The 26,589-nt window shown below is 72.7% G+C and carries 22 protein-coding genes; 9 read left to right on the plus strand and 13 right to left on the minus strand.

Going from position 1 to position 26,589, the window contains the following annotated elements:
- Positions 1-38: 38 nt before the first annotated feature.
- Positions 39-1,343 carry an MFS transporter gene (locus AAH991_RS11675; RefSeq protein ID WP_346225786.1) on the minus strand — a complete coding sequence of 435 codons (1,305 nt, stop codon included), beginning with the start codon at positions 1,341-1,343 and terminating at the stop codon, positions 39-41.
- A 200-nt stretch (positions 1,344-1,543) separates the two neighbouring features.
- Here AAH991_RS11675 and panB point away from each other — a divergent pair, with 200 nt between their 5' ends.
- Positions 1,544-2,389: a 3-methyl-2-oxobutanoate hydroxymethyltransferase gene (gene panB / locus AAH991_RS11680; RefSeq protein ID WP_346225787.1), complete on the plus strand. Its 846-nt coding sequence runs from the start codon at positions 1,544-1,546 to the stop codon at positions 2,387-2,389.
- Positions 2,390-2,445: 56 nt separating this feature from the next.
- Here the strand turns inward: panB and AAH991_RS11685 are convergent, their stop codons facing one another.
- A complete protein-coding gene (locus AAH991_RS11685; protein ID WP_346225788.1) occupies positions 2,446-3,624 on the minus strand; it encodes a trans-sulfuration enzyme family protein in 1,179 nt (392 codons plus the stop codon).
- A gap of 113 nt (positions 3,625-3,737) precedes the next feature.
- Between AAH991_RS11685 and AAH991_RS11690 the strand changes: the two genes are divergently transcribed.
- Positions 3,738-4,418, plus strand: coding sequence for an alpha/beta hydrolase (locus tag AAH991_RS11690; protein ID WP_346225789.1), 681 nt, complete (start codon positions 3,738-3,740; stop codon positions 4,416-4,418).
- A gap of 3 nt (positions 4,419-4,421) precedes the next feature.
- Here the strand turns inward: AAH991_RS11690 and npdG are convergent, their stop codons facing one another.
- The 4 genes from npdG to AAH991_RS11710 form a co-directional block, all read right to left on the minus strand.
- Positions 4,422-5,093, minus strand: coding sequence for an NADPH-dependent F420 reductase (gene npdG / locus AAH991_RS11695; RefSeq protein ID WP_346225790.1), 672 nt, complete (start codon positions 5,091-5,093; stop codon positions 4,422-4,424).
- Positions 5,094-5,192: 99 nt separating this feature from the next.
- On the minus strand, positions 5,193-5,963 hold the full coding sequence (locus AAH991_RS11700) for a hypothetical protein (protein ID WP_346225791.1): 771 nt from the start codon (positions 5,961-5,963) through the stop codon (positions 5,193-5,195).
- On the minus strand, positions 5,960-6,724 hold the full coding sequence (locus AAH991_RS11705; RefSeq protein WP_346225792.1) for an ABC transporter permease: 765 nt from the start codon (positions 6,722-6,724) through the stop codon (positions 5,960-5,962). The genes AAH991_RS11700 and AAH991_RS11705 overlap by 4 nt, the downstream gene beginning before the upstream one ends.
- A complete protein-coding gene (locus AAH991_RS11710; RefSeq protein WP_346225793.1) occupies positions 6,721-7,425 on the minus strand; it encodes an ABC transporter ATP-binding protein in 705 nt (234 codons plus the stop codon). The genes AAH991_RS11705 and AAH991_RS11710 overlap by 4 nt, the downstream gene beginning before the upstream one ends.
- A 131-nt stretch (positions 7,426-7,556) precedes the next feature.
- Here AAH991_RS11710 and AAH991_RS11715 point away from each other — a divergent pair, with 131 nt between their 5' ends.
- Both AAH991_RS11715 and AAH991_RS11720 read left to right on the plus strand, forming a co-directional pair.
- A complete protein-coding gene (locus AAH991_RS11715; protein WP_346225794.1) occupies positions 7,557-8,423 on the plus strand; it encodes a sensor histidine kinase in 867 nt (288 codons plus the stop codon).
- A complete protein-coding gene (locus AAH991_RS11720) occupies positions 8,420-9,082 on the plus strand; it encodes a response regulator (RefSeq protein ID WP_428833975.1) in 663 nt (220 codons plus the stop codon). Before AAH991_RS11715 ends, AAH991_RS11720 begins: the two co-directional genes overlap by 4 nt.
- A gap of 67 nt (positions 9,083-9,149) precedes the next feature.
- Here the strand turns inward: AAH991_RS11720 and AAH991_RS11725 are convergent, their stop codons facing one another.
- Positions 9,150-10,298 carry a lipase family protein gene (locus AAH991_RS11725; protein WP_346225796.1) on the minus strand — a complete coding sequence of 383 codons (1,149 nt, stop codon included), beginning with the start codon at positions 10,296-10,298 and terminating at the stop codon, positions 9,150-9,152.
- 131 nt (positions 10,299-10,429) lie between these two features.
- On the opposite strand from AAH991_RS11725, the gene AAH991_RS11730 reads away from it, so the two are divergent.
- Positions 10,430-11,008 (plus strand): hypothetical protein, encoded by a 579-nt coding sequence (locus AAH991_RS11730; protein ID WP_346225797.1) that lies wholly within the window; start codon positions 10,430-10,432, stop codon positions 11,006-11,008.
- 41 nt (positions 11,009-11,049) lie between these two features.
- Here AAH991_RS11730 and AAH991_RS11735 read toward each other — a convergent pair whose 3' ends face one another.
- Complete coding sequence (locus AAH991_RS11735) at positions 11,050-12,009, minus strand: LysR family transcriptional regulator (RefSeq protein WP_346225798.1); 960 nt, start codon at positions 12,007-12,009, stop codon at positions 11,050-11,052.
- A gap of 104 nt (positions 12,010-12,113) precedes the next feature.
- Here AAH991_RS11735 and AAH991_RS11740 point away from each other — a divergent pair, with 104 nt between their 5' ends.
- Positions 12,114-12,395 (plus strand): CBU_0592 family membrane protein, encoded by a 282-nt coding sequence (locus tag AAH991_RS11740; RefSeq protein WP_346225799.1) that lies wholly within the window; start codon positions 12,114-12,116, stop codon positions 12,393-12,395.
- 116 nt (positions 12,396-12,511) lie between these two features.
- On the opposite strand, the gene AAH991_RS11745 is transcribed toward AAH991_RS11740, so the two are convergent.
- The gene (locus AAH991_RS11745) at positions 12,512-12,688 is read right to left on the minus strand and encodes a hypothetical protein (RefSeq protein ID WP_346225800.1); all 177 of its coding nucleotides are present in this window, start codon (positions 12,686-12,688) and stop codon (positions 12,512-12,514) included.
- 43 nt (positions 12,689-12,731) lie between these two features.
- On the opposite strand from AAH991_RS11745, the gene map reads away from it, so the two are divergent.
- Positions 12,732-13,580 (plus strand): type I methionyl aminopeptidase, encoded by an 849-nt coding sequence (gene map / locus AAH991_RS11750; RefSeq protein WP_346225801.1) that lies wholly within the window; start codon positions 12,732-12,734, stop codon positions 13,578-13,580.
- Between the two features lie 93 nt (positions 13,581-13,673).
- Here map and AAH991_RS11755 read toward each other — a convergent pair whose 3' ends face one another.
- The 3 genes from AAH991_RS11755 to AAH991_RS11765 all read right to left on the minus strand — a co-directional run bounded on the left by AAH991_RS11755 (position 13,674) and on the right by AAH991_RS11765 (position 17,817).
- Entirely contained in the window at positions 13,674-15,668 is a 1,995-nt protein-coding gene (locus tag AAH991_RS11755) for a bifunctional copper resistance protein CopD/cytochrome c oxidase assembly protein (protein ID WP_346225802.1), read from the minus strand.
- Positions 15,665-16,231: a copper resistance CopC family protein gene (locus tag AAH991_RS11760; RefSeq protein ID WP_346225803.1), complete on the minus strand. Its 567-nt coding sequence runs from the start codon at positions 16,229-16,231 to the stop codon at positions 15,665-15,667. Before AAH991_RS11760 ends, AAH991_RS11755 begins: the two co-directional genes overlap by 4 nt.
- A gap of 293 nt (positions 16,232-16,524) precedes the next feature.
- The gene (locus AAH991_RS11765) at positions 16,525-17,817 is read right to left on the minus strand and encodes a helix-turn-helix domain-containing protein (protein ID WP_346225804.1); all 1,293 of its coding nucleotides are present in this window, start codon (positions 17,815-17,817) and stop codon (positions 16,525-16,527) included.
- Positions 17,818-19,145: 1,328 nt separating this feature from the next.
- On the opposite strand from AAH991_RS11765, the gene AAH991_RS11770 reads away from it, so the two are divergent.
- The gene (locus tag AAH991_RS11770; RefSeq protein ID WP_346225805.1) at positions 19,146-22,034 is read left to right on the plus strand and encodes an AfsR/SARP family transcriptional regulator; all 2,889 of its coding nucleotides are present in this window, start codon (positions 19,146-19,148) and stop codon (positions 22,032-22,034) included.
- A gap of 27 nt (positions 22,035-22,061) precedes the next feature.
- Positions 22,062-24,944 carry an AfsR/SARP family transcriptional regulator gene (locus AAH991_RS11775; RefSeq protein ID WP_346225806.1) on the plus strand — a complete coding sequence of 961 codons (2,883 nt, stop codon included), beginning with the start codon at positions 22,062-22,064 and terminating at the stop codon, positions 24,942-24,944.
- Positions 24,945-24,989: 45 nt separating this feature from the next.
- On the opposite strand, the gene AAH991_RS11780 is transcribed toward AAH991_RS11775, so the two are convergent.
- Complete coding sequence (locus AAH991_RS11780; RefSeq protein ID WP_346225807.1) at positions 24,990-26,513, minus strand: PucR family transcriptional regulator; 1,524 nt, start codon at positions 26,511-26,513, stop codon at positions 24,990-24,992.
- Positions 26,514-26,589: the final 76 nt, after the last annotated feature.

A 26,589-nucleotide genomic window follows, 5' to 3' on the forward strand; every position in this document is an offset into this window, starting at 1 on the left:
GCGGGAGAAGGGCCGGTTCTTCCACTCCCCGGCCTGTCCTACTCCCCGGCCGGGGCGGACGCGGAGGGTTCGGGTACGGGGGTCGCCGGCCCCGGAGTCGCGGGCACGGGGGTCGCCTGCACTGGGGTCGCCGGCACGGGGGTCACCGGCACGGGGACGGTCCCTTCCGCCTCGGCGGCGGCCGGAGCCTTCCGCCATACGAGCCCGGCGAGCAGGGCCAGCGCGAGGCCGACCGCCCCGGCCACGGCGAAGGCCCAGGCGGGGCCGTGGGAGTCCAGGAGCCCGCCGGCGAGGGGCCCGGCCAGGGCGCCGCCGATCGTCAGCGAGGTGCCGTGCAGGCCCATCGCCTCCCCCCGGGCCGCCGCCGGGACGCGCCGGTTGACGGCGTCCACGGTGGACGACAGCGCCGGTGCGCACAGCAGCCCGCCCGGCACCAGCGCCAGGCACAGCCAGCCCCAGCCCCCGCCGACCAGGCCCACCGGCGCGGTCAGCACGCACAGCCCGCCCGCGAGCAGCGCGGGCGACAGCCCCCGGGGCAGCGCGCCGTACACGAATCCGCCCACGAGCGAGAAGCCGCACCACAACGCGATGACCAGCCCGGTCCAGGCGGTCGCGCCGCCGGCCTTGAGCATCGCCACGACGCTCAGCTCGGTCGCGGTGAGCACGAAGGTCAGCCCGGACACCAGGCCGAGCAGGGCGAGCAGACCGGGCCGCAGCCACTGCCGCCGGGGGACCGCGATCGCCTGGCCCGCGTTCTCCTCGGCCGACCGCGTGGGCGGGTCGAGCAGGTACAGCGCCACTCCCGAGCCCACGAGACCGGCGGCCACGCCGTACATCGTCGCGGTGCTGCCGAACGCGGTCACGCTCGCCACGGCGAGGGCGGGACCCACCATGTACGACAACTCCACGCCCATCGAGTCGAGGGCGAAGCCGGTCTGGTGGTTCTCCACCGGCACCATCGCGGCGATGCACTGCCGGACGGCCCCGAACACGGGCTGGCTGAACAGCCCCCCGATCAGCGCCCCCGGCAGCAGCACGGCGTACGGCATCGACGGCGCGGCGCACCACACGCACAGTTGCACGACGGTCGTCACGGCCATCACCGGGCGCAGCCCGCGGCGGTCGACCAAGCGCCCGACGAGCGGCGAGCCGACCGCGGCGCCCGCCATCGAGGCGGTGCCGACCAGTCCCGCCTGGAGGAACCCCAGATGCTGGCTGTTCACCACGTGCAGGGTCAGCGTCATTCCGGTGCCGGTCAGGGGGATTCTCGCGATCATGCCGACCAGCAGCAACGCCCGCACGCCCGGCAGGGCGAGCACCCGCCGGTAACGATCAAAAGCCATTGTGGTTCCTTACCTCCGCACGGCATTGTGCCGGGCGCCTCCGACATCCCCGCCGCCGGGTCGCCCCATTTGCCCCATTTGCCGCATGAGTCGCACGGGCGGATTACCCCGCCCACTCGGGGTGTTCCAAGCCATGGCGACATGCAATGATCTGACTGTCCGGGGACGCCACAGGGGCGCCACGAGGCCTGGAGGTAGCCATGTCCTCTGTTTCCGTTGTGTCCACGCCCGCCCTCTACGGCGGCGCCGTGGGGCGCAGGGTCACCGTCCGCGACATCGCGGCCGCCAAGGAGCGCCACGAGAAGTGGCCGATGGTGACGGCGTACGACGCCATGACCGCCAAGGTGTTCGACGAGGCCGGCATCCCGGTGATGCTCGTCGGCGACTCGGCCGCCATGGTCGTCTACGGCTACGACTCGACGCTGCCCGTCACGGTCGACGACCTCATCCCGCTCACCGCCGCGGTCGTGCGCGGCTCGTCGCGGGCGATGGTCGTGGCCGACCTGCCGTTCGGCTCCTACCAGGCCTCACCCCAGCAGGCCCTGGAGACCGCGGCCCGCTTCGTGAAGGAGGCCGGCGCGCACGCCGTCAAGCTGGAGGGCGGCCACCGGGTCCTCCCGCAGGTGGAGATGCTCGTGTCGGCCGGAATCCCGGTCATGGCCCACCTCGGCCTGACCCCCCAGTCGGTCAACGCCTTCGGCGGCTACCGGGTGCAGGGCCGCGGCCAGGCGGGTGACGAGCTCATGGCCGACGCCAAGGCGCTGGAGCACGCGGGCGCCTTCGCCGTCGTGCTGGAGTGCGTCCCCGCCGACCTCGCCCAGCGGGTCACCACGTCGCTGAGCATCCCCACGATCGGGATCGGGGCCGGGCCGGACACCGACGCGCAGGTCCTCGTCTGGCAGGACCTGATGGGCCTGACCCCGCGGCCCGCGAAGTTCGTGAAGAAGTACTTCGACCTGGCCGGGGAGATGGACCGGGCGATCCGGGCGTACGCCGACGAGGTCGTCTCCGGCGCCTTCCCCAGGCCCGAGCACAGCTACCGCTGACGCCCCGCCCGGGCGGCCGTGGCACCCGCCGCGGCCGCCCTTCCCATGGAGGCGGGTCAGATCGCGTCGAGCGCCTGGGCGAAGTCGGCCCACAGGTCCTCGGCGTGCTCGATGCCCACGGCCACCCGGACCGTTCCCTCGCCGATGCCCGCGGCGGCCAGGCCCGCGGCGCTCACCGTACGGTGCGACGTCGTGGCCGGGTGGAGGATCAGCGTCTCCACGCCGCCGAGCGAGGGCGCGAGCAGCGCGAGCCGGACGTTGCGCATGAACGCCTCGCCCGCCGGACGCCCTCCCGTCAGGTCGAAGGAGAACACGCCGCCGAAGTCGGGCAGGAGCTTGGCGGCCAGCTCGTGCGACGGGTGGGAGGCCAGGCCCGGCCAGTGGACGGCGGCCACGGCCGGGTGCCCGGCGAGCCGCGTCGCGAGCACGCGGGCGTTGGCGCAGTGGCGCTCCATCCGCAGCGGCAGCGTCTGCATCCCCCGCAGGGTCAGCCACGCGGCGAACGGGTCGGCCGTCGCGCCGAGCTCCACCGCGTACGACCACACCCTGCGGTGCAGGTCCTCCGAGGCGAACACCGCGATCCCGCCGACGACGTCGGTGTGCCCGGACAGATACTTGGTCACCGAATGCACGACGATGTCCGCGCCGTGCTCGATGGGGCGGCACAGGACCGGCGAGGCGAAGGTGTTGTCGACCACGGTGAGGATCCCGGCCTCGCGCGCCGCCGCGCACATCCCCGGCAGGTCGGCCACCTGCGTCATCGGGTTGGCGATGGTCTCCAGATACAGCAGCTTCGTCGCAGGCCGCACGGCGGCCCGTACGGCGGCGGGGTCGTCCTGCGGCACGTGGGTGACCTCGACGCCGAAGCGCTCCGCGAGGCTGTTCAGCGCCTGCGCGGTGGCGCCGTACAGCGCCGACTGGGCGATCACGTGGTCGCCCGACTTCAGCAGGCCGAGGAGCACCGCGTTGATCGCGCCCATGCCCGAGCCGGTGGCCACGGCGGCCACGCCGCCCTCCAGCCCGGCGACCGCCTCCTCCATGGCGCGGACGGTGGGATTGGAGAGCCGGCCGTACACGTACGCCCCGTCGGGCCGCCCCATGCCGTCGGCGAAGACGGCCGGGTCGTCGAAGACGAACCCCGAGGTCTGGTAGATCGGCATGGCGATCGGCCTGCTGCCCTCCGGGGTGGGCCGGGGCAGGTGGACGACGCGCGTTTCCGGATGCAGGGAGCTCATGCCGTCCAGAATGACCCAGAAAAGCCGCTCTTGTCAGATTGGTCCATTGGCGATCGGTTACGCGTCGAGCGGAGGAGGGTTCCTTCTCCACCGCGCATGGTGAGGATGAGGTGGTGGATGTCAGCTTCCTCCTCGTGCACAGTCCCTCCGTCGGCCCCTCGACCTGGGCCCCGGTCGCCGAGACCCTGCGGGCGCGCGGGCACACCGCCGTGGTGCCCCCGCTGACCGACGTGACGACGGGCCCGCCGCCGTACTGGCCGAGGGTGGTGAGCGAGGTGGCGGCGAGCGCGCCGCGCGGGCCGCTCGCCGTCGTGGCGCACAGCAACGCCGGGCTGTTCGTGCCGCTGATCGCGCAGGCCCTCGCCGGGCAGGTCGCCGCGTGCCTGTTCGTCGACGCCGCCCTGCCGCCGCGCAGGGGCGTCTGCCGGGCGGCGGAGCCGGAGCACCTCGCCTTCCTGCGCGGCCTCGCCGACGACGCGGGCGTCCTGCCCCGCTGGACCGACTGGTGGCCCGCGGACGACGTCGCCGCCCTCCTGCCCGACCCGGTGGTCCGGCAGGTGGTCGTGGCCGAGCAGGCGCGGCTGCCCCTCGCGTACTACCTGGAGGAGATCCCGGTGCCGGCCCGGTGGGACCATCTCAGGAGCGGCTACCTGTGGTTCGCGGACGCGTACGCCCCCCTCGCCCACGAGGCCGGGGAGCGGGGCTGGCCGGTGGCCCGCATCCCCGGTGAGCACCTGCACCAGCTCGTGGCCCCCGAGGCGGTGGCCGACTGGCTCGTCGCCACCGCCGTGTGAGGCTCAGACGTCGGTGACCCGGATGCCCGCGTGGGCCTTGTAGCGGCGGTTGATCGAGATCAGGTTCGCCGTGAACGCCTCGACCTGCTGGGCGTTGCGCAGGCGGCCCGCGTAGACGCCGCGGGCGCCGGGGATGCGGCCGGCGAGCGCGCGCACCACGTCGGTGGCCTCGCGGTCGTCGCCGAGCACGAGCACGTCGAGGTCGATCTCCGCCACCGAGGGGTCGAGCAGCAGCACCGCCGACACGTGGTGGAAGGCCGCGACGACCCGGCTGCCGGTCAGCACCGCCGCCGCCTGCTGCGCCGCGCTCCCCTCCTCCACCGGCAGCGCGTACGCCCCCCGCTTGTCGAAGCCGAGCGGGTTGACGCAGTCCACCACGATCTTGCCGGTGAGCGGCTCGCGCAGGGACTCCAGCAGGGCCTTGTGCCCCTCCCAGGGCACCGCGACGATCACGACGTCCGCCTCGGCCGCCACCTCGGCGTTGGCGGCCCCGCGTACGCCGATCTCACGCGCCGCCTCCTCGGCGCGCTCGGCGCTGCGCGAGCCGATCAGCACGGTGTTTCCGGCCATCGAGAACCGGCGGGCCAGCCCCTTGCCCTGGTCGCCGGTCCCACCCAGGATGCCGATGGTCAGCGCGGAGACGTCCGGGAGATCTGCGGTGGTGTGCTCAGCCATGGCTCAGATCATGCCAGCAGGCCGCCGCCGGGAGCGGCCCGGGCCCGATCCGTGGGACCCGATCCGTGGAGACCCGAGAGGCACGGGCGGCCCGGTGCTTCACACGTCCAGACGGCGATACCCGGACACCGCGACGGCGATCAGGACGGCGGTCCACGCCGTGAGGAGCACCGCGCCGTGCACCGGTGTCACCGTGCCCGCTTCGTCGGCCGGTGGGAACCACATGGCGAATCCGGCACTGTCCGGAAGGTATTTCGCCGCGGAGACGTGGTCGCGCAGGAGCGGTCCGGCGATGAAGAGATAGCCCAGCAGGACGACGGCCGCCGCGAGCGTCCGGCGCACGAGGGCGCCGACGGCCGCGCTGATCAGCGTCGTCAGCGTGAGGTACGCGGCCGCACCGCTCAGCGCCCCCGCAGCACGGCCCGCGGTCACGGGCGCGGCGGTGCCGCCGAGCACGGCCGCCGCGATGACCACCCCGGACGCGGCCGCGATCGCCGCGGCGGGAAGCACGACGATCGCCAACGCGAGGTGCTTGGCGGTGAGCTGGAGGGCGCGGCGGGGCATCGCGGTCAGCGTGGTCCGGATCTGCCCGCCGGTGTACTCGGAGCAGGCGGCGAGCACACCGAGGATGACGAAGCCGGCCTGCGTGTAGCCGATCGGAGCCAGTCCGATGTCGGGGACGCTCGTGGTGCCGGTGGAACCGTGGAGACCGGCGGCCGTGTACGCGATCGCGAGGACCGGGTTCACCACCAGAGTGCCTCCCAGCGTCAGCCAGGTCGCCGGAAGGGACACGAGCTTCGACAGCTCCGCCACGAGCGCCTGAACCGCTTCCCTGCCGCGGGTGCGAGTCGCCTGCCTGGGAACGGTCATGCGTCCCTCCGCGTGAACGCGATCGCGGCGATCACGAGCAGCGCCGTCACCCAGGCGGTCATCACCAGGCCGCCGGTCAGCGGACCGATCTCGGCGGTGCTGCCGGCGAGATCACGGATGAACATGCGGACCCCGGCCATGTCCGGCAGGTAGTTCGCCGGCGGCGCGATCCTCGTCAGCAGGTAGGTGACGGAGACGACCGAGGTGTTCGCGACGAGCACCGCGAGCGGAACGACCCCGTGGCGGGTGAGCACGGTGATCCCGGCGGCGAGGAGCGCGGTGTACGTCCAGTAGCAGGCGACACCGGCCAGCCGTGGGACGTCGCCCGCTCCCAGTGCCGGGGCGTGCTCGCCGAGCACCACGCGGACGACGCCCATGGTGGTCCCCGCCGCGATGATCGCGAGCATCGCGGCGCCGATCGCGATCGCGGCCGTTTTCGCGAGCAGGAACCGGAGGCGGGAGGGGACGGCGGTCAGGCTGGTGGTGATCTGCCGCCCGCCTCCGGATTCCGCGCTCTCGGTGACGTACTCGCTGCTGACCGCGACGACGCCGAGGATGATCGCCCCCACCACGCCGAAGGCCAGTTCCTGATAGCCGGTGTCGATCGGAGCGGTCACCGCGGCCCCCCGGTCGATCGCGCCGAGGGCCGAGGACGCGGTGATCGCGGCGACCACGCCCGGCACGAGCACCCCGGCCGCCGTCGCGGCCCACACCGCCGGCAGGGAGGCGAGCTTCGAGGCCTCGGCCGCGAGCGCCTTCACGGCGCACCACCGGTGGTGCGGGCGAAGAACGCGTCCTCGAGGGTGCGGTGGGTGCCGGTGACCTCGCCGAGGGTGCCGTCCGCCACGACCTTGCCCTCGTTGACGATCACGACGTCGTCCACCGTCTCCGCGAGTTCCCCGACCAGGTGGCTGGACAGCAGCACGGTCCCGCCGGACGCGGCGCGTTCACGCAGGAAGGTCCTGATCCACCGGATGCCGTCCGGATCCAGCCCGTTCACCGGCTCGTCCAGCACCAGGATCTCCGGATCGCCGAGCAGCGCCGTCGCCAGCCCGAGCCGGCGCCCCATGCCGAGGGAGTAACCGCCGACCCGCTTCGACGCGGCGTTCGTCAGGCCCACGACCTCGAGCACCTCGTCGATACGCGCACGCGGCAGTCCCGCCGAGCGAGCCACCCAGCGCAGGTGCGCCCGGCCAGTCCGCGCCCGGTGCGCGCCGGAGCCGTCCAGCATGGCCCCGACCATGGACAGCGGGTCACGAAGCTTCGCGAACGGGACGGAACCGATGAGCGCCGTGCCGGAGGTCGCCCGGTCCAGGCCGAGCAGAATGCGCAACGTCGAGCTCTTGCCCGCACCGTTCGGGCCGAGGAATCCCGTCACCCTCCCGGGGCGGGCCCGGAAGCTGATGCCGCTCAGGATCTGCCGGGAACCGCGCCGCTTGACGAGGTGGTCGATCGTAATCATGTCCACAGGTGTACGCGGAGCGTCGTCTCCGGTCATCGGCCCGACGACCGTACTCGTTCCCGCGGCTCGGACCCGGGCCTCTCGGACCCTGGTCCGATGTGCGGATCGAGCAGAGTCCTTAGATTTGGAACATGGAGGCCGATCACGCGTTTCCGAGACATGGGCGGCGAGTCTGGCCACTGGCCGTCGCCGTCAACGTCGTGCTGTTGCTCGCCCTTCTCGCGGTCGGCCGCGGGGGTCTCGCCGCGGTCGTCCTCCCCGTCGTCATCGCCGCGCTGGCGTTGGCGGTCACCGTGTGGGCGGCGTCCGGCGCACGCCGGCAGCGGGTCGCGTACGAAGCGCGGCTCGCGGCGTGGGCCGGCGAACGCGCGGCACAGGCCGAACGACTCCGGATCGCGCGGGAGCTGCACGACATCGTCTCCCACGGCCTCGGCCTGATCACCGTACGGGCGAGCGCGGCACGCTATCCCGGCACCGGCGACGACGCCTCCGCGGCGCTGTCGGACATCGAGCGCATCGGACGGCAGACCACGACGGAGCTACGCCGCATGCTCAACGTGCTGCGTGACTCGGCCGCTGCGGCCGCACCCCTGCGGCCCGCGGACTCCCTCAGGGACCTGCCTGCCATCGTCGAGGACGCCGAGAGGGCGGGCCCGGCCGTCACTGTAGAACTCGGCGAGATCGACGACATCAGCTCCGGGGCACAGCTCGCGGTCTGCTCCGTCGTGCGCGAGGCCCTCACGAACACCGCGCGGCACGCGGGGCCGACCAGCGCGAACGTGTACGTCCATCGCGACGGCGACTGGATCGTCACCAGCGTCTGGGACGAAGGCCCGGTGGACGGATGGACCCCGCACGCGGGAGCCGGGCACGGAATCGAGGGCCTGCGGGAACGCGTCACCGCGATCGGCGGGACCTTCGAAGCCGGGCGCGCCGGGAACGGTTTTCGCGTCACCGCCCGTATTCCCGAGGCTCGGATGCCATGGAAGACCGCGTGACTCCGATTCGCGTCGTCATCGCCGACGATCAGCCCCTGCTGCGCCACAGCCTCGCCGCCGTCATCGACGCCAATCACGACATGACGGTGGCCGGTGAGGCGGGCACCGGCGACGAGGTCGTCAGGCTGAGCGCCGAACTGCGTCCCGACGTCGTGCTCATGGACATCCGGATGCCGGGTGCCGATGGAATCGCGGCCACCCGCCGCGTCATGGCCGACGCGGACGCCGGATCCGTGAAGGTCATCGTGCTCACGATGTTCGAGTTCGACGAGTATGTCCGCGCCGCTCTCCACGCCGGCGCCAGCGGCTTCCTCCTCAAGGATTCCCACCCCGACACGCTCCTTGACGCGATCCGCCGGACTCACCGGGGCGAGTCGCTGTTCGCCCCGCAGGTCCTCGCCCGCATGATCGAGGCCTACATCGCCCAGCCACCGCGCGCGAAGCCCGCGCGCCTGGACGCTCTCACCGAACGGGAGACCGAGGTTCTCGCCCTGGTCGCTCACGGGCTGTCCAACGACGAGATCGCCGCGAGGCTCACGATCTCGATCAAGACCGTCAAGACCCACATCGGCAATCTGCTGAGCAAACTCCGGGCACGCGATCGCGCGCACCTGGTCATCGCGGCCTACGAGGCCGGCCTCGTCCGCGCGGCCCGCTGACGCGCGCGGGCGACCGGCCACCGGCCGGCGGTCCCACCTCCGGGAGACCGCCGGCGGGGACTCGGGGTCAGCAGTTGGGGATGGCGGGGAGGCCGGCGACGCGGGTGGCGAGCCAGGCGACCGCCAGCGGCCCGCCCTCGACCGCGCCGAGCACGTGGCTGCCGGCAGGCAGGCCGGTCCACAGGACGTTCACGCCCCGCGCGCAGTACTCCTTGCGCAGGGTCCTGCCCACCTCGTACGGGATGATCTCGTCGCCCTTGGCGTGGTAGAGGAACAGCGGCACCCGCGGCGCGGACGCGCCGAGGCGGTTCTCGGCGAGGCGGGCCCGCCAGTCCGGCAGGTTCATGACGTCGGCGGTGGTGAAGTCCGCCAGGCGCCGTCCGTCGAACCTGGCGCGCAGGTCGCTCACGCAGTCGTCGCGCGCGTCCCCGAACAGGGCCGCGCCCTCGGGGGTCAGGTAGCTCTCGAGGTTCAGCTCCGGATAGGCGGCGTCCAGCCCGATGCCGGCCGCCGCGGCGAGCCCGAAGTCGCCCGTGCCGTCCAGGTGATCGGCCACCGCCCGCAGGTCGGCGGGCACGCCGCCCGCCGCGACGCCCTTGAGCCGCAGTTCGGGCGCGTACGACGGCTGCAGCTGGGCGGCCCAGGCCGCCGAGGCCCCGCCCTGCGAGTAGCCCATGACCACGACGGGGGCGGTGGCGGACAGGTTCGCGTCCGGCACCCGCGCCGCCGCCCTGATGGAATCGAGCACGGCGTGCCCCTGGGACAGGCCCGCCATGTACGTGTGGTCGCCCGGCGTGCCGAGACCCTCGTAGTCGGTCATCGCGACGGCCCAGCCCTTGAGCAGCATCAGGCTCACGATGGCGAGCTCGGCCTCGGTGCCGTTCGCCATGGCGGCCGACGGCGCGCACCGGTCGCCCATGCCGTGCGTCCCGACGGCGTACCCGGCGATGGGCCGCTTGCCGAGCGGATACGGGGCGTCGGGAACGAGCAGGGTGCCCGAGACGACGTTCGGCTCCCCGGTGGCGGACGTGGACCGGTAGCGGAGATGCCAGGCCTTCACCGGCACCTCCAGCAGCTTGCCGGGGAGGAGATAGACGGTCGTGCGGCCGGCTTCGACGACGTCCCCGGCGGAGGTCGCGTGTGCGGTGCCGATGAGCGCGGGCAGCAGGAGAAGAGCCCCGATCATGGACAGGGTGGCGCGAACACGAAGGTTCATAGAGCCGCCTTCCGGCTGTTGGATCACATTCCAAAATCGGCGCCGTGGGCTGATCGTTACCTGGGGGTAACGGTGTGTCAAGGACCCAATCGGCGGGACTTCACGCGCTTGTGTCAGGCACCATGGCGGTCATGGACGCCGCATCGGTGAACCTGCTGCGCGAGGTGCTCGCCTCCACCGGATGGGTCGAACGCACCCGGGAGCTCGGCCTGGCCCTGCGGGCCACCCGGTCGGCCGGGGGGCTCCTCGTCGTCGGCACCCCCGAGGACGAGCCGTGGCACGTCACCGCCCATCTCGCCGACGAGGCCCGGCTGTCGGGGCTCGCCCAGCTCTCCCCCACGCTCGTCCGCTGGGCGCCGCCGCCCGGCGCGCCCGCCCACCTGCGGGTCGGTATGGAGCGGCTGCGCGGGACCGGCAGGGGCGAGACGCTCTTCGTGGTCGCCGAGCAACGGGCGCCCGTGCCCCTGCTGGAGCGGGTGGACGACGCCCGCCGCAGCGGCGCCACGGTCCTCGCCGTGGACGGCGGCGACCCCGAGCTGGAGTCGCTGGCCCACGACGCGATCGCCGTACCGGCCGGGGAGGCCGCCTTGAGTTTCGACGCGGCGCAGCACCTGGTGAGCAGCGCCGCCGGGGACGTGCGGCGGCTCGGCCTGCGGGAGCGGCTCGCCCGCCTGGCCGACCGGATCACCGGCCCCCAGGTGAGTGACTGAGGTGAGCGACTGCGACTGAGGCCCCCGGCGTCCGCCGGGGGTCAGGACGCGGGCGGACCGAGCGGGGCGCGGCTGAGCTCGCCCACCCGCCGGTCCACCGCCTCGGCCGCCTCGCGCAGCACCTCGATCACCACGGCCTGCATCGGGTCGGGCTCCCCCGACGTCGTACGGCTCACCCTGGTCAGCGCCTCGATCCTGCGGCTGCCCACGCCGCGGATGCCGGTGACGACCACCTCGCCCGGCGGCACGTCGAGCAGCGCCAGCGACGGCACGATCGCCACGCCGTGCCCCGCCGAGACCAGCCCCAGCACGGGCGGGAACTCCGCGATCAGGTGCACGCGGCGCGGGACGAACCCGTGGAGCTGGGCGAGCCGTTCGAGCGCCTGCCCGCACGCCTGGTCGGGCACGCCGGCGACCCACGGCAGGTCGACGAGGTCGGCGACGGTGGCGGGCACCCGGTCCCACGACGGCGGGGCCACGATGCGGTACTCGTCGTCGTGGAGCCGGTGCCGGGACATCGACTGCAGGGACGCGGCGGGCCGGCTCATGTCCCGTTCCGTCACCACCAGGTCCACGCCGCCGAGGCGCAGCTCCTGCACCGCGCCCGGCCCGAACAGCTCGTGGATGACGGGAGTGATCCGCGGGTGCCGTACGGCCAGCTCGCGCAGGGCGGGGACGAGCAGATGCCGGATCACGGTCGGGAACGCCGCGATCGTGACCGGCCCGGACAGCCGCTCGGCGAACCGGTTGAGCTCCTGCCTCGCCTCGGTGAGCTGCTCCTCGATGCGTTCGGCGTACGCCGCCAGCACCCGGCCGGCGGGGGTCAGCGTGACCCTGCGCTGTGATCGGTCGAACAGCGCGAGGCCGACCTCCCGTTCCAGCTGGGCGAGCTGCTGGGAGACGGCCGAGGGCGTGAGGTGCAGCGCCTGGGCGGCTTTCATGACGCCGCCTCTGCGGGACACCTCGTGCAGGATCCGCAGCCGTCGCGGGTCGATATCCATACAGCAGATCTTATGTGTGGATTAAGAATCCTTCACTTGCTCTTCACACTTCGTGGGCAGCATCATCGCACCATGACCACTTCCGGGGACGGCGAGCCGTCCTGATGTCCACGTTCATCACGATCATCGGCACCGCGGGCGCCGTCGTCCTCCTGCTCGCGTACGCGATGGTGTCGTCCGGCAGGATGTCCGGGGAAGGCCTGCCCTACCAGCTGCTCAACTTCGGCGGGGCGGTCACCTTGATGGTCAACAGCGCGTACCACTCCGCCTGGCCCTCCGCGATCCTCAACCTGGTGTGGAGCGGCATCGGCGTGTGGACGCTCGGCCGCTTCGTCGCCCGCCGCGCGGCGGGACGCCGGTCCGCGGACTCGGCCGCGATCGGCTGAACCTCCGGGCACGTCTCGCGGGCGGCGCGCGTGTCCCCGGCCCGGCCGGGCGGACAGGGCGGGCCGGTGCCGGGGAGAAGCCGGCGGGAGCGCCGGGCCGGGGAGGGGTCAGGGGATCAGTCGTCCCATTCCTTGTCCTGCTCGCTCCAGCGCTGGTTGCGCTCGGCCGCCGTCTGCAGGGCCTGGGCGGCGGCGTCGTGGGAGTCGTAGGGGCCGAGCCGGTCCTTGTTCGGGCAGCCCTTCTCGGGCTCGACGGTCATGTGCTTCAGGCAGAACCACCATTGATCGCTCACGCCCATAATCGTGCCCCCTTGACGCGCAACTAGACTTGGCCGCATGACCACGCTGCTCCGCCCCGGGCGGATCTCGCCCACCCGTAAGGTTCCCGCCCACATCCCCCGCCCCGAGTACGTGGGGAAGGCCGAGCCCAAGAAGGGCGACAGCGACGTCAAAACCCCCGAGACCATCGAGAAGATGCGGATCGCGGGCCGGATCGCCGCGCAGGCGCTGGAGGAGGTCGGCAGGCACGTCGCCCCCGGCGTGACGACCGACGAGCTCGACCGGATCGGCCACGAGTTCCTCTGCGATCACGGCGCCTATCCCTCGACGCTCGGCTACCGCGGCTACCCGAAGTCGCTGTGCACCTCGATCAACGAGGTGATCTGCCACGGGATCCCGGACGACACCGTGCTGCGCGACGGTGACATCGTCAACGTGGACATCACCGCCTACATCGGCGGCGTGCACGGCGACACCGACGCCACCTTCCTGGTCGGAGAGGTCGACGAGGAATCCCGCCTGCTGGTCGAGCGGACCCGCGAGGCGATGATGCGGGCGATCAAGGCGGTCGCGCCCGGCCGCCAGCTCAACATCGTCGGCCGGGTCATCGAGGCGTACGCCAAGCGCTTCGGCTACGGCGTCGTCCGCGACTTCACCGGCCACGGCATCGGAGCCTCGTTCCACTCCGGGCTCATCGTCCCCCACTACGACGATCCCTCGCTGTCGGTGACCCTGGTGCCGGGCATGACGTTCACGATCGAGCCCATGCTCACGCTCGGCACGATCGACTACGACATCTGGCCGGACAAGTGGACCGCGGTGACCAAGGACCGCAAGCGGACCGCGCAGTTCGAGCACACCATCGTGGTGACCGAGACGGGTCACGAGATCCTGACCCTGCCCTAGCGGCACCGTGGACGGCGCGGCGCCTCGCCGGTTCCGGCCTGGCGCGCACCGCTCGTCGCGCATCGATCGGCGCCGGCAGAGCCGGCGCGCCGCCTACTCGGCGGCCGTGTCCCGCTTGTTGAGCTTCGCCAGATAGTCGTTGTAGGCGTCCAGCTCCGCGTCCCCGGTGCCGCCGGACTTGGCCGCGGCGGCGTCGGCGCGGCGGTCGGTGCGGCGCGCGACGCGCTCGTCGTCGCGCCACCACTGGAAACCGAGCGCGAGCAGCACGATCAGCGTGGGGATCTCACCGAACGCCCAGGCGATCGCGCCGCCCGACTGCTGGTCGGCCAGTGAGGAGGCGCCCCAGGTGCGCCCGAGCTGTTCGTAGTAGGACGACGCGAGCACCGTGCCCATGCTCATCAGGGCGATTCCGAAGAACGCGTGGAACGGCATGGTCACCATGAGCAGCAGCAGCCGCCCGTAGTGGGGCAGCTTGTGCGGCGCGGGGTCCACTCCGATGATCACCCAGAAGAACAGGGAGCCGCTGAGCAGGAAGTGCACGGTCATCGCGATATGACCGAGGTGCTCCTCCATCGCGGCGGCGAACAGCGGGGTGAAGTACAGGGCGAAGGTCGACACCACGAAGATCGCCGTCGCGATCGCGGGATGGCTGACGAACTTCACGACCCTGCTGTGCAGGATCACCGTGATCCACTCGCGTGGTCCCCGGTCGCCCCGGCGGACGGCGGGCTTGAGCGCGCGCAGCGCCAGCGTCACCGGCGCGCCGAGCACCAGGAAGATCGGGACCAGCATGGACAGGACCATGTGCTCGGTCATGTGCACGCTGAACAGCACCGGCGCGTAGCGCGCCACACCGGTCTGCGTGCTGAGCACGAGGATGACCACGCCGAGATACCAGCTGACCGTGCGGCCCACGGGCCACCGGTCGCCCCGGCGGGTCAGCCGGACGAGCCCCGCGCCGTACAGACCGGCCATGACGGCGGCGAGTACGGCGAAGAACAGGTCGAACCACCACAGCGTCACGAGGTTGCCGAGCGAGATCGGCGGCGGCACGAGGTAGCCGAGCAGCTCGAACGCACGGTCGACCGGGGTGTCGACGGGCGGCGGGGCGGTCCGGGACAGCGCCACGGCGAGGCCGATCGTCGCCCCCATCAGCACGACCTCGCCGAGGGCGAGGCGGAGGAAGGCGTGCGGCTCCCCCGCCGACAGCCGCGGCAGCGTACGGCCTCGGTGACGCCAGCCGAAGAACCCGAGCACGGCGAACGCGACGATCTTGGCCAGCAGGAGCAGGCCGTAGTTCGAGGTGAACAGCTCGCCGACCGAGGTGAGGCGCGAGGCGGCGGCGGCGAGCCCGGAGACGCCGACCCCGGCGAAGCACCACAGAGCCATGCGGGAGAAACGCGCGGCGGCCACGTCCAGGAGGGGCTGCCCGCGCAGCGCGTGGATGCAGACCACCCCGAGGCCGCCCACCCAAAGCGCCAGGAAGAGCAGGTGCATGGCCACCGAGGTGGTGGCCAGCCCGTGGTTGGGCGAAGAGGAGGAGTGCCCGGTGAGGGCCGGCGGCAGGAGCGTCACGAGCGCGAAGACCAGCAGCCCGGCGGCGGCCCCGGCGGTGATCGCACCGCGGGCGAACAACGCGATGGCGACGGCGAACAGCACGACCAGGGTCAGCGCGATGCCCTGCGGCACCTGGCTGGCGTAGCTGGTGAGCTCGTTGCCGGCGAGGACCTCGCCCACCGGCATGCCGAGCGTCTCCGACAGGCTGAAGACCAGCGCCACCGCCGCGGCGACGGCCCAGGCGAGCGCGGACCACGACGCGCCCTTGACGTAGCTCTGCGCGGATTTGCCGAGCAGGCCCTTGTCGCCGGGCAGGAACACCGCGGCCGCGGCCAGCAGCCCGACGGTCAGCACGCCGGAGACGTCCATCGCGAGCTTCGACAGCGGCAGCATCCAGCGCGTGAGAGTGCCCTCGTCGGGCAGGCCGGGAATGATCCGCGGCGTCGCGGCGCCGCCGAGCACCATGGCGACGACGAGTGCGCCGACTGCCGCGCAGAGCGCGGCGGCGGTGAGGCGCGCCGCCCTGCTCACGGCTTCTTCCGCAGGCTCAGGAACATCCCTATGCCGACGCCGGCGATCCCGAAGATCACTGCCCAGATCCAGCCGGGCACACCCGTCCGCCCGGCGCTCCCGGCCTCGGTGGCCTGCGCCGTCGCGGCCGAGGAGGGCGCCGCCGCGGAGGCGGAGTCCCCGGGAGCGGCGGCCGAGGTCGCCGCGCCGAGCGACTGGGCGCCGATCACGGTGAACGGGATCTCGCCCTCCAGCGGGTGTCCGTCGGGCGAGACCACCCGCCAGGCGATCGTGTAGCGGCCGGGGGGCACGGGCTCGGTCACCGCCTGGGTGACCTTGGGCCCGTCCACGGCCGGTGCGCCGCTCTCGTAACGCTTGCCGTCCTCGCCGCGGACGACCACGACCGGAAACTGAACGGAGTCCGCGAATTCGAGCGTGACCTTCTGCAAGGTCTTGACCTGGGCGTTCTTCTGCGGGTCGCTACTCTTGAGCGAGGTGTGCGCCTGGGCCGGCAGGACCGGCGCGGCACACAGCAGGAGAGCCGTCAGGAGCGCGGCGAAGGCGGCGAGGAAGGGTCTCTTCATGACACCCCCAGGCTACCGACGCGGGGCTCCGGTCCGTACCCCAGACCGTCGGTACAGCACGATCACGGAATGAGGGCAGGTCCGGCGGCCGCGGGGGCCTCGGGAGATCGAAAGTCTCCAGGCAGTCCGCGGGAGCGGCCCGGCGCCGCCGATCCGCTCGCGGCGCCGCTCTCGCCCGCGCCTCCGGGCATTCGGGGGTCCGGGGGAAGCGGCACACGACGCGGGCCGGAGGCGAGCGGCCTCCGGCCCGGCGACTCCCTTCGCGCCTGTGCGCCCGATGGTCGGGCGGGCGATCAGAGCCCGGCGCAGGCGAGGGCGCGCTGATAGGCCGCCACGCTCTGCGTGTCGTCGCCGATGCGCCGCCGCATCTCCGCCACGTTCATCCAGTCCTCGGCGGCCTTCAGGGTCTGCGGCGCCTCCTCCAGCCAGCCGGTGACCAGGTCGAGCGCCGCTGCCGCGTCCCCGTCCTGGTGGAGCAGGAAGTACGCCTGGCCGAGCAGGAGGTTGGCGCGGCCCAGAAGGCCGCTGTCGGTGTGCTGAACCTGCGCCAGCGCGTCCCTGAGGTGGTCGACGGCCTTGTCCGGGCGGTCGAGGACGATCTCCGCCATGGCAAGGACGCAGGCGGTCCGCGCCCGGTCGAAGGCGCTGGTGGCGGAGGCCTCGTGCTCCCGCTGGGCCCGCAGGAGCAGCTCTTGTGCCTGCTCCGCCTCCTCGGGACGCACCCGCAGCATCATGGTGGCGTAGGCCTGGCGCAGCCGCGCGAGGTTGCGGGGCTCGCCGTTCTCCGACTGGTGGGCGAGCGCCCGTTCGAGGAGCGTCATGCCCTCCTCGCCCCGGCCGGTCTTCTCCAGCACCTGCGCCGCGTTCCAGCACGACGCCACGGTCGCTCTCGGTGTGCCGAGGGTCTCGGCCGCGGCCAGCAGCTCGTTCGCGAAGTGGCCCGCGCGCAGCAGGTCTCCACGCACCAAGTACGCCGCCAGAAGGGTGGCGCCGAGCTCGACCAGCTCGTCGGTCCAGCCGTTGCGCGCGAACGTGGCGAGCGCCTGCTCGCCCACCTGCACGGCGGCGGAGAAGTCGCCCCGCTCACGGTGGCACCGGCACAGCGCCAGCGCCACGGCTATCTTGCGCTCCTGCGGCGTCGCCTCCGCCTCGGAGCCGTTCAGCTCCTCGAAGACCGCGATCGCCTCGCCCAGCTCTCCGCACGCCTCCAGGGCCAGGGCGTACCCGTAGCGGGCCTCCACCCTGAGCGCGGTGAGACCCAGCAGGTTGTTGTCCGCGAGCAGTTCGGCATACCTGCGGCGGGCCTCGGCGACCTCGCCGTTCTCGAGTGCCATGCGCGCGAAGCTGAGGCCGACCTCGAGGTCCTCCATCTGCTCGGCCGTCACACCGTTCACGAGGTAGGTGAGTGAGCAGTCGAGCTTCTGGGCGAGCAGTTCGAGAACGGCCGGCGTCGGAGTCCTCTTGCCGCTCTCGATGAGCGATACGTAACTGTCGGAAAGTTCAGGATGCGCCAACTGCGCTTGCGAGAGCCCACGCTGCCGTCGTATCGCCTTGATGCGCTGTCCGACCAGATCTTGCGCGGCCATTGGCAACTCCTGAAATATTGTAGGCCTGGCAGTCCGAGTTGAGGGAGATCCATAGTGCGCCGCCCAGCCTCGTATCTACTTACCGCCCTGATTGTGGCCCTTGTGACCTTCGGTGGCAATGCTACGGCCAACAGTGCCGCTCCGTCTCCTCTGCAGCGTGGCTGGGCCGACGGCTCCCTCTGCTGCTGACCCGCGTAGTTGCTGCTGATAGCGGGACGGACCATCCCCGGCGGACGACCCGGCCGCCGGGGAGCGGCCGTCCGCCCGGCCCGGGGCGTACGGCGGACAATCGATCGAGCGGGGAACGGGGCCGGCGTTCTTGACCGGCTCCGTTCACGCTCCGGGTCACGATTTCTGACGGGAGCGCGGTCGGAAGCCGGAATACAGCGGCAGCAATGACGCTTTCCCATTTCCGCATCACGTTGCAAAGCCGCGGTCCGGAAAATGCAATTCACGCGGACGCCGACTCGGCAGGCTTTTTTTGAAATCCCCGCCACACCGATGCCCCCAAGGACGTGGTGAATTTGCGAGGGCGAGCGGATGCCGGGTCGGGCATGACACGGAGCGCGTGACGCCCGGCGCGTGTCAGGCTTCTCCGCCACCACCGACCCTCCCGAGAACACGGGGGGCGGCCGCGGGCCCGGCTTGGAGGGCGGCCGACGCGAACCCGCGCCCCCGGCGGCAAAGTGGCGGGCGAATCCAACAGTCCGCCCAACGGGCGAAGGGGCCCCTTCGTCATCGGAGCCTTCCACGCGTCGCGTCCGTACGACCGGCGGCCCCGGGCCGAGGCCGGGCGGGAACGGCGAACGACCGGCCGGTCCCGGAACAAGGCAGGTCAACGCCGAATAGAGCGTGCGGCGGCGAGCGGCGCGGCGGGCGTGGCCTCCGTCGGGGCGGCGTTGGCCGGCGTCGCTCCCCGCCACGGCACCGAGGCTCCCCGCACTGCGGCCCGTAACCCTCCGAGCGTCCGGGCAGGTCAAAGGTGTGACAGGCGGGCTTACCCGCGAGTAGGGAATTCCGGCCCGCTGGAATCGGCGGATTATCCGAGGCGTCTAGACAATATCTAGACGGAAGATGGCATATTTGATGCTCTGCCGGAACAGGCCCGACGGCGTGCCTGATGACCGGCGAACACGGGGATGCCACGCGAAGCCGCAGTTTTGGGGGAACCGCCGGGGTGCAGTCGCGACGAGTGCAGCGGCGACTCATGGCGTGTACCGGGCGCGGGAGCGGCATTTCGCCCGATCACGGTGATCCACAGATTGCATCTACGCCGTTACCAGGTGGAGTTCAGACGTATGGATAGCGCGAATCAGCGTAAAACGTCCGTGTACTCACCCTGCCGCCTGCGGATGCTCGGCCCCCTGGCCGCATGGCGCGACGGACGGAGCGTCGACCTCGGACCTCCTCTGCAGCGCGCGGCCCTGTGCGTGCTCGCCGCGCAGACGGGACAGGTCGTGACCAAGGAGGCCCTGATCGGCGGGCTCTGGGGGGAACGCCCGCCGAACACCGCCGAGCAGAGCGTCTACACCTACATCGCCGGACTGCGGCGGATCCTGGAACCCAAAAGCAGCCGGCGGGGCTCCTACTCGGTCCTGCTGTCCCGGTCGGGCGGCTACGTCCTGGCCCACGGGCCGATCGAGGTGGACGTCGAGGACTTCGAGCGCCATCTGGCCGAGGCCCGCCGGCTGGACGTCGACGGCGACCCGCGCGGCTGCCTCCGGGCACTGGACGCCGCCGTGGGGTCCTGGTCGGGCCCCGCCCTGTGCGGCGTCCCGGGGCCGTTCGCCGAGGCGGAGCGGGCCCGCCTCGAGGAGTTGCGCTTGTCGGCTCGGGAGGACCGCGCCGACGTGCTGCTCCACCTGAATCTGCACCAGGAGGCGGCGTCCGCCCTGACCGAACTGGTCGGCGAGGCCCCCCTGCGGGAGCGCGCCCGCGCCCTGCTCATGCTCGCGCTCTACCGGTGCGGCAGACAGGCCGACGCCCTGCACACGTACATGGACGTCAAACGGCTCCTGGCGGAGCGGCTCGGGGTCGATCCCGGCAGGACGCTGCGGGAACGGTACGAGCTGATACTGCGGGCCGATCCCTCGCTCACGCCGACGGGCGAGAGGGCGGCCGGTCCCGATGCCCGGTCTCCGCGCACTCCGCGCCAGTTGCCCCGCGCGGTGAACTGCTTCGTCGGCCGGGCCGAGGAGATGGTCCGCCTGCGATCGCTGCTCGCCCCCTGGGACGGCGCGCCCCCGCAGGCGGTGGTCGCCATCACCGGCGCCCCCGGAGCGGGAAAGTCCGCCCTGGCGGTCCACGCCGCCCACGCCGCCGTCCACGCGTTCCCGGACGGGCAGCTCTATGTGAATCTCCTGGGAGCGACCCCGGGCGTGGAGTGGCTCAAGCCGATCGATGTGCTCGGCAGGCTCCTGCGCGCCCTGGGACTGCCCGGCGAGGCCGTGCCCGCCGATGCGGACGAGGCCGCCGCCATGCTGCGCGACCGGTTGGAGGGCCGCAGGACCCTCATCCTGCTCGACGACGCGGCGGGGCCCGAGCAGGTACGCCCTCTCCTGGGCCTGCCGGCCGGCACCAGCGTGCTGATCACGAGCCGGGAGTCGTTCGCCGTGATCGACGACTGCGTCCAGTTCGTCCTCGGCAGCATGCTGCGGTCGGAGGCCGTCACCGTACTCGCGAAGCTCGTGGGGGCCGAGCGGATCGCGGCCGACCCGGCGGCGGGCCGGCTGGCGGACCTGTGCGGCGGGCTGCCGCTGGCTCTCCGCCTGGCCGCCGCACGGCTTCTGGACCGGCCGCAGTGGACGCCCACGGAGCTGGTCGACCGGCTGGAGGACCGGCGGCGCACACTGCACGAACTGGAGGCGGGCCAGACCGCCGTGCGTTCCAGCCTCGAGCTCAGCTACGAGAGCCTCGCCCGCGGCGCATCCGCCCTCGACCGGTCGGCGGCCCGAGTCCTGTGCCATCTCGGCCTTCTCCATGTGGCGGATGTGACGGCGCACGTCGTGGCCGCCCTCGTGGACGAGCCCGCCGACGCCGCGGAGCGCGCGCTCGACCGCCTCGTACGCGCGCACCTGCTGGAGCCCGCGAGCACCGGCCGGTTCCGCATGCACGACCTCGTACGCCTCTACACGATCGAGCTTGCGGACACCCGCCTCGCGCCCGAGGCCCGCGCGGGCGCCCTCCTGCGAGCGCTCGGGTTCTACGGCGCGACGGCACGGCGGGCCAGCTCCGTGCTGGATCCGCACCGCGTGCAGCTCCCCTGGCCCGCCGTGCCGCAACGCCCCCTCGCACTCACCTCTCCCGCCGAGGCCAGGAACTGGCTGGAGGACGAGCTGGCGAACGTGGTGGCGGCCGCCTCGCAGGCGCTGGTGAGCGAGGACGAAGAGATCGCACGCATGGGAGTTCGCGTGGGGTTCGCCCTGTACTGGCAGCTGTCGAGGGGCGCGCACCGCCGCGAGCACCTCCGCCTGAGCAGGCAGGCGCTGGCTGTGGGCGAGCGGGCCGGCGACCTGGAGTTGATGTCCCTGGCACACGGTCAGCTCGCCACCGCCCTGCTTCAAATCGGCCGGGCCGCCGACGCGATGCCGCACCAGCGGGCCGAGCTGGAACTCAGACGTGAGCTGAAGGACCGGTTCGGCGAGATGCGGGCGCTGGGCAACCTGGCCGCCACTCACGTGACTCTCAAGCAGTACGCGCGGGCGCGCGAGTGCACCGAGACACAGCGGACGATCGCCAGGGAGATCGGTTCCGACGTCGGTGAGCGTCATTCGCTGCTGATCGGGGGAAGGGCCTGCGAAGGGCTGGGTGACGTCGCCGAGGCCATCAGCCTGATGAGCGAAGGGCTCGCGCTCGCCCAGGCCGCGGAGGATCGCTACCAGGAGAGCGCGGCTCTGGTGATGCTCGCCAAGCTGCACCTGGACCGCGACGACGCACTCACGGCGAAAACCCACCTGGAGCGCGGCCTGCGATGCGCGATCGAGATCGGCCACCGGGCCTACGAGTGCCGGTCCCTCACCCTGCTCGCCAGAGCCCACCGCCTCCTCGGTGATCCGGAGCAGGCCCTGGCCTGTGCCCGGAGGGCGCTGCCGATCGCACAGTCGTACGGGGACGAGGAACTCCGTGAGGTGGAGGCGGAGCTGCGGGCCATCCAGCCGGTTTTCCCCTGTGCGGACTCCGCCCGGCCCTTTCCGGCTCACCTCACGTTGGTCCGCTGACGCCACGCCACGAAAGGAGGGACACCCATGGCCAGCGAGGGATCCGGTGCGAGGCAGGCCGGTATCCGCCTCCGGGTCCTCGGACCGGTGACCGCGTCGCTCGACGACCGGCAGCTGAACCTGGGACCTCCGCTGCAGCGGGCCACCCTGTGCGTGCTCGCCGCCAGGGCCGGGCAGATCGTTTCGAAGGAACAACTCATCGACGACCTGTGGGGTGGCGCCGCCCCGAAGACGGCCGAGCAGAGCGTCTACACCTACGTGGCCGGGCTGAGGCGCCTACTCGAACCGGATCGAGGCAGGCGTGGGCCGTTCAGGCTGCTCACCCACTCCGCGAGCGGATACAGCCTGGCACGGTCCGCGTGCCGCACGGACGCCGAGGAGTTCGAGCAGCGCGTCGCCGAGGCTCGCCGCTTCCAGGCCAAGGAGGACCTCGGCGCTTGGCTGCGCGAGCTGGAGGCCGCGCTGGGACTGTGGGCGGGCACCGCCCTGGGCGGCCTTCCCGGCCCTTTCTGCGAGACGGAACGGGCCCGGCTGGAGGGCATGCGCCTCACCGTGCGGGAGGACCAGGCCGACGCGCTGCTGCGGCTGGGCCGGCGCCAGGAGTCGCTCGAGGTGCTCGTCGGGCTGACCACGGAGGCTCCACTGCGGGAGCGGGCCAGGGAACTGCAGATGCTCGCGCTCTACCGCTGCGGACGGCAGGCAGAGGCACTGGAGGTCTTCCACGACGCCAGGCGTCTGCTCGCCGAACGGCTCGGCGTCGATCCGGGCGAGTCCCTGCGGCGGGCGTACGAGCTCATCCTGCGCGCGGACCCCTCTCTCGGGGTGTCGCCGTCCCCCGCGACCGCCGCCGCTCCCGCGGAGGTCGTCCGGCCGCGTCAGCTCCCGCGCGATCCGCAGGTCTTCGTGGGGCGGACGGACACGGTGGTGCGCCTGCGCGCGCTGCTCGCGCCCTGGGACGGAAGCGAGCCGCAGGCGGTGGTGGCCGTCACCGGCACGGCGGGAGCGGGGAAGTCGACCCTCGCCGTACGCGCCGCCCACATGGTGAGCGATCACTATCCGGACGGCCAGCTGTACCTGAACATGTTGGGGGCGACGCCCGGAGTCGGGCGGCTCAACCCCCTCGACCTGCTCGGGAGGCTGCTGCGGAGCCTGGGGGTGCGCCCGGAGGCGGTCCCGTCCGATCAGGACGAGGCCACGGCGATGCTCAGGGACCGCCTGGCGGGCCGGCGCACGCTGATCGTGCTCGACGACGCGGCCGGCCCGGAACAGGTCCGCCCTCTGCTGGGTCTGCCGGCCGGGAACGCCCTGCTCGTGACGAGCCGGGAGTCGTTCGCGGCGGCCGACGACTGCGTCCAGCTCGTCCTCGGCAGGATGCAGCGGTCGGAGTCGGTCGCCATGCTCGCGAAACTGATCGGCGCCGAGCGGGTCGCCGCCGATCCGGCCGCCGCCGCCGAACTGGCCGGCCTGTGCGGGGGGCTGCCCCTCGCCCTGCGCCTCGCGGCGGCGCGTCTGGCGGAGAACCGCCACACGCCCCTGGCCGAGCTGAACGCCCGGCTGCGCGACGAACGGCGGGCGCTGCACGAGCTGGAGTCGGGCGACCTCGCGGTCCGGGCGAGCCTGCAGCTCAGTTACGACCTGCTCGCGACCAGCCCGCACGATCTCGACCGCACGGCGGCCGCGGCCCTGTGCCATCTGGGCGTCCTGCGCACGCCGGACGCGACCCCCGAGGTCGTGGCGGCCCTCCTCGACGTGCCGCTGGCCGCGGCGGACAGAGCGGTGGCCCGGCTGGTGCGCGCCCATCTGGCCGAGCCCGACGACCACGCGCGTTTCCGTCTGCACGACCTGGTCCGGCTGTTCGCGATGGAACTGGCCGAGCGGCACCTTGGCCCAGAGGCCCGCGACGAGGCGCTCGACCGCGTTCTCGGCCTGTACGGGTCGAGCGTCCGTCTGGCCATGCGGCTGCTCGACCCGCACCGGGTGCACCCGCCGCACGAGTTCGCCGAGCGCGAGCCGTTCACCCTGACGGACGGCGACGGCGCGTCCGTGTGGCTGGAGCGGGAACGCCCGAACCTCCTCGCCACGGCCGCGCAGGGAATGGTCTCGCCGGACCCGTCGCTCGCGCGCTCCGGTGCCTACCTCTGCTTCTCCTTCCACTGGCCGCTCACGTTCATGAGCCACCACGCCGACCTGCTGATCCTCAACGGCCGGGCACTCGAGGTGGGCGAGCGGCTGGCGGACCAGGAGATCTCGGCTCTCGCGCACGGATACATCGCCATGAGCCTGGGGAATGCGGGGCGCTACGACGAAGCCCTCGTCCACCAGCGTGCCGAGGTGGAGCTACGGCGCACGGTCGGCGACCCCTTCTCGCGGATGAGGGCCCTGGGCAACCTCTCCGTCGTGCTCAACTCGTTGCACCGGTACGAGGAAGCCCTGCCGTCGGCGCGCGAGCAGTTGCGGCTCGCCAGGGAGATCGGGACGGAGGTGGGCGAGCGTCACGCTCTCATGGTCGTCGGCGCCGCCCAGCTCGGCCTGGGGGACGTGGCGGCCGCGAGGGCCGCGTACGCCGAGATGGGAGCCCTCGCGAGAGAGGCCGGAGACGCCATGCACGAAGGAGAGGCGCTCATAGGCATGGCCAAGGTGCACATGCACCGCGGCGACCCCTGGTCCGCCGCGATCCTTCTCGAGAAGGTCCTCCTGTCGGTCCGCGAGAGCCGTCATCGCGCCATGGAGGTGAGGTGCCTCGGCCACCTGGGCCGCGCCGCACGGCTCATGGGCAGATACGGAAAGGCTCGCGCGTACCTGCTGGAGACCCTGGACGTCGCGGAGAAGTACGGCGCGGGTTACTGGGTGGGCTTCGCGCGCGAGGAGCTGGCCCTGCTCGACCGCGGGCACGCCGCCGCGGGCGACTGACCGCAGCGGCCGGCCGGTGGGAGTGGCCGGCCGGCGCGGAAGTGGCTAGCCGGCGCGGAGGGCGAGGAACAGGTCGACCCGGTCGGCCATGGACGACAGGTCCTTGCCCGTCAGCTCCTCGACCCTTCTGATCCGGTAGCGCACCGTGTTGACGTGGACGTGCAGCCGTTCGGCGCAGGCGTTCCACGACCCGGTGCAGTCGAGGAAGGCGCCGAGCGTGCGCACCAGCTCGGCGCCGTGCCGCCGGTCGTAGTCGAACAGCGGTCCCAGCAGCCGCCCGGCGAACGAGGAGCGCACGTCGCCGGGCACGGTCGCCAGCAGCAGCGCGTGCGTGTAGATCTCGTCGCTGGTGACCACTCCCCCGCCGCGCGCCTCGGCCATCCGCCGGGCGTGGCCGGCCTCGTCCACGCCGCCCCGGATGGCCTGCGGCCCGGTCAGCGCGCCGCTCACCCCGGCCGAGACCCGGATTCCCGGCAGCCCTGCGGCGAGCACCGCCGTACGGGCGCGCAGCAGCGCCGCGAGCGCGTCGCGGTCGCCCCAGAGGGTGCCGTCGCGCAGCGGGACCAGCGCCACGGACGCGTCGGCGCCCGCCGCGGCCACCACCCGGCGGTCCAGCAGCTCCTCCGTCACCTGCCCGCCCAGCAGGGCGGGGTCGGGACCGTCCGTCGCCCCGGGCCTGCTCGCCGTGACGGTCACCACGGCGTACGGCTCGGCCGGGTCGATGCCGCAGGTCCGCAGCCGGGCCGACAACTCGGCGAGGTCGCCGCCCGCGCAGGCCAGCGCGATGAGCTGCTCGGCCAGCCGGCGCTCCACCCGGCGGCCCTCCTCCGCCCGGGTCCGCTCCATGGCGACGCACGCCGCCAGCTCGTAGCCGATCTCCGCGTCGACCTCGCCCCGGCAGACCAGGGCCCAGCCGGCGGCCCGGTGCGAACGGTCCACGGCGAACAGCGTGAACGGCCCGCCGCGGTCCACGACGACGGGCAGGCGGACGGCGGCGAGGTAGTCGCGCGCCAGCCGTACGGCCCGCTCCTCGGGCAGGGCGCCCGCGACGACCGTGCCGCAGGCGGAGACGACGGCGGCCGTGACGCCGAGCTCGGCCTCGACCAGGGCGAACAGCTCGCCGAGCCCGGCCCCTTCGGCCACGGCCGCGACGATCCTGCGGTGCCGCCCGAGCGCGCCCCGCAGGTCGCCCGCCTGGGCGGCGGCGGCGCGCCTGGCGACGAGCTCGGTGACCGCCCCGAACGACACCTCGACCGGCACCTCGAACAGCGGCAGCCCGTGCGCGCGGCAGGCGTCCACCAGGTCGTCCGGCACCATGCCGAGCCGCGCGTCGCCGGCGCCGAGCGCGGCCACGCCTGCCTCGGCCAGGGCCTGCACGAACCGGGCGGAGTCGGCGGGCGACTGGCGCCACATCAGGCCGGTCAGCACCAGCTCGCCGCCCGACAGGTACCGCCGGGGATCGGGCAGGTCGGTGATGAGCACGCCCTCGATCTCGCGGTCCAGCCGCTCGTCGCCCGTGAGCAGGGCGAGCCGCAGTTCCGGGGAGGCGAGCAGATCTTGCAACAGCACGACAGAAGCGTATTTGGAGATATATACAAGCATCGACCCCGGCCGTCGCCGGGTTTCATGGCCGCGCCGATAGGCC

Origin of the sequence: Microbispora sp. ZYX-F-249 (genome assembly GCF_039649665.1) — a bacterium.
Classification (GTDB): domain Bacteria; phylum Actinomycetota; class Actinomycetes; order Streptosporangiales; family Streptosporangiaceae; genus Microbispora; species Microbispora maris.

Excerpts from the sequence above, each read along its gene's own strand:
- map (WP_346225801.1), top strand. The coding sequence starts at position 12,732 with ATGACCACGCTGCTCCGCCCCGGGCGGATCTCGCCCACCCGTAAGGTT.
- AAH991_RS11765 (WP_346225804.1), bottom strand. The coding sequence starts at position 17,817 with ATGGCCGCGCAAGATCTGGTCGGACAGCGCATCAAGGCGATACGACGG.
- AAH991_RS11740 (WP_346225799.1), top strand. The coding sequence starts at position 12,114 with ATGTCCACGTTCATCACGATCATCGGCACCGCGGGCGCCGTCGTCCTC.
- AAH991_RS11730 (WP_346225797.1), top strand. The coding sequence starts at position 10,430 with ATGGACGCCGCATCGGTGAACCTGCTGCGCGAGGTGCTCGCCTCCACC.
- AAH991_RS11700 (WP_346225791.1), bottom strand. The coding sequence starts at position 5,963 with ATGACCGTTCCCAGGCAGGCGACTCGCACCCGCGGCAGGGAAGCGGTT.
- AAH991_RS11710 (WP_346225793.1), bottom strand. The coding sequence starts at position 7,425 with ATGATTACGATCGACCACCTCGTCAAGCGGCGCGGTTCCCGGCAGATC.
- AAH991_RS11775 (WP_346225806.1), top strand. The coding sequence starts at position 22,062 with ATGGCCAGCGAGGGATCCGGTGCGAGGCAGGCCGGTATCCGCCTCCGG.
- AAH991_RS11725 (WP_346225796.1), bottom strand. The coding sequence starts at position 10,298 with ATGAACCTTCGTGTTCGCGCCACCCTGTCCATGATCGGGGCTCTTCTC.
- AAH991_RS11675 (WP_346225786.1), bottom strand. The coding sequence starts at position 1,343 with ATGGCTTTTGATCGTTACCGGCGGGTGCTCGCCCTGCCGGGCGTGCGG.
- AAH991_RS11685 (WP_346225788.1), bottom strand. The coding sequence starts at position 3,624 with ATGAGCTCCCTGCATCCGGAAACGCGCGTCGTCCACCTGCCCCGGCCC.
- npdG (WP_346225790.1), bottom strand. The coding sequence starts at position 5,093 with ATGGCTGAGCACACCACCGCAGATCTCCCGGACGTCTCCGCGCTGACC.
- AAH991_RS11715 (WP_346225794.1), top strand. The coding sequence starts at position 7,557 with ATGGAGGCCGATCACGCGTTTCCGAGACATGGGCGGCGAGTCTGGCCA.
- AAH991_RS11760 (WP_346225803.1), bottom strand. The coding sequence starts at position 16,231 with ATGAAGAGACCCTTCCTCGCCGCCTTCGCCGCGCTCCTGACGGCTCTC.
- panB (WP_346225787.1), top strand. The coding sequence starts at position 1,544 with ATGTCCTCTGTTTCCGTTGTGTCCACGCCCGCCCTCTACGGCGGCGCC.
- AAH991_RS11735 (WP_346225798.1), bottom strand. The coding sequence starts at position 12,009 with ATGGATATCGACCCGCGACGGCTGCGGATCCTGCACGAGGTGTCCCGC.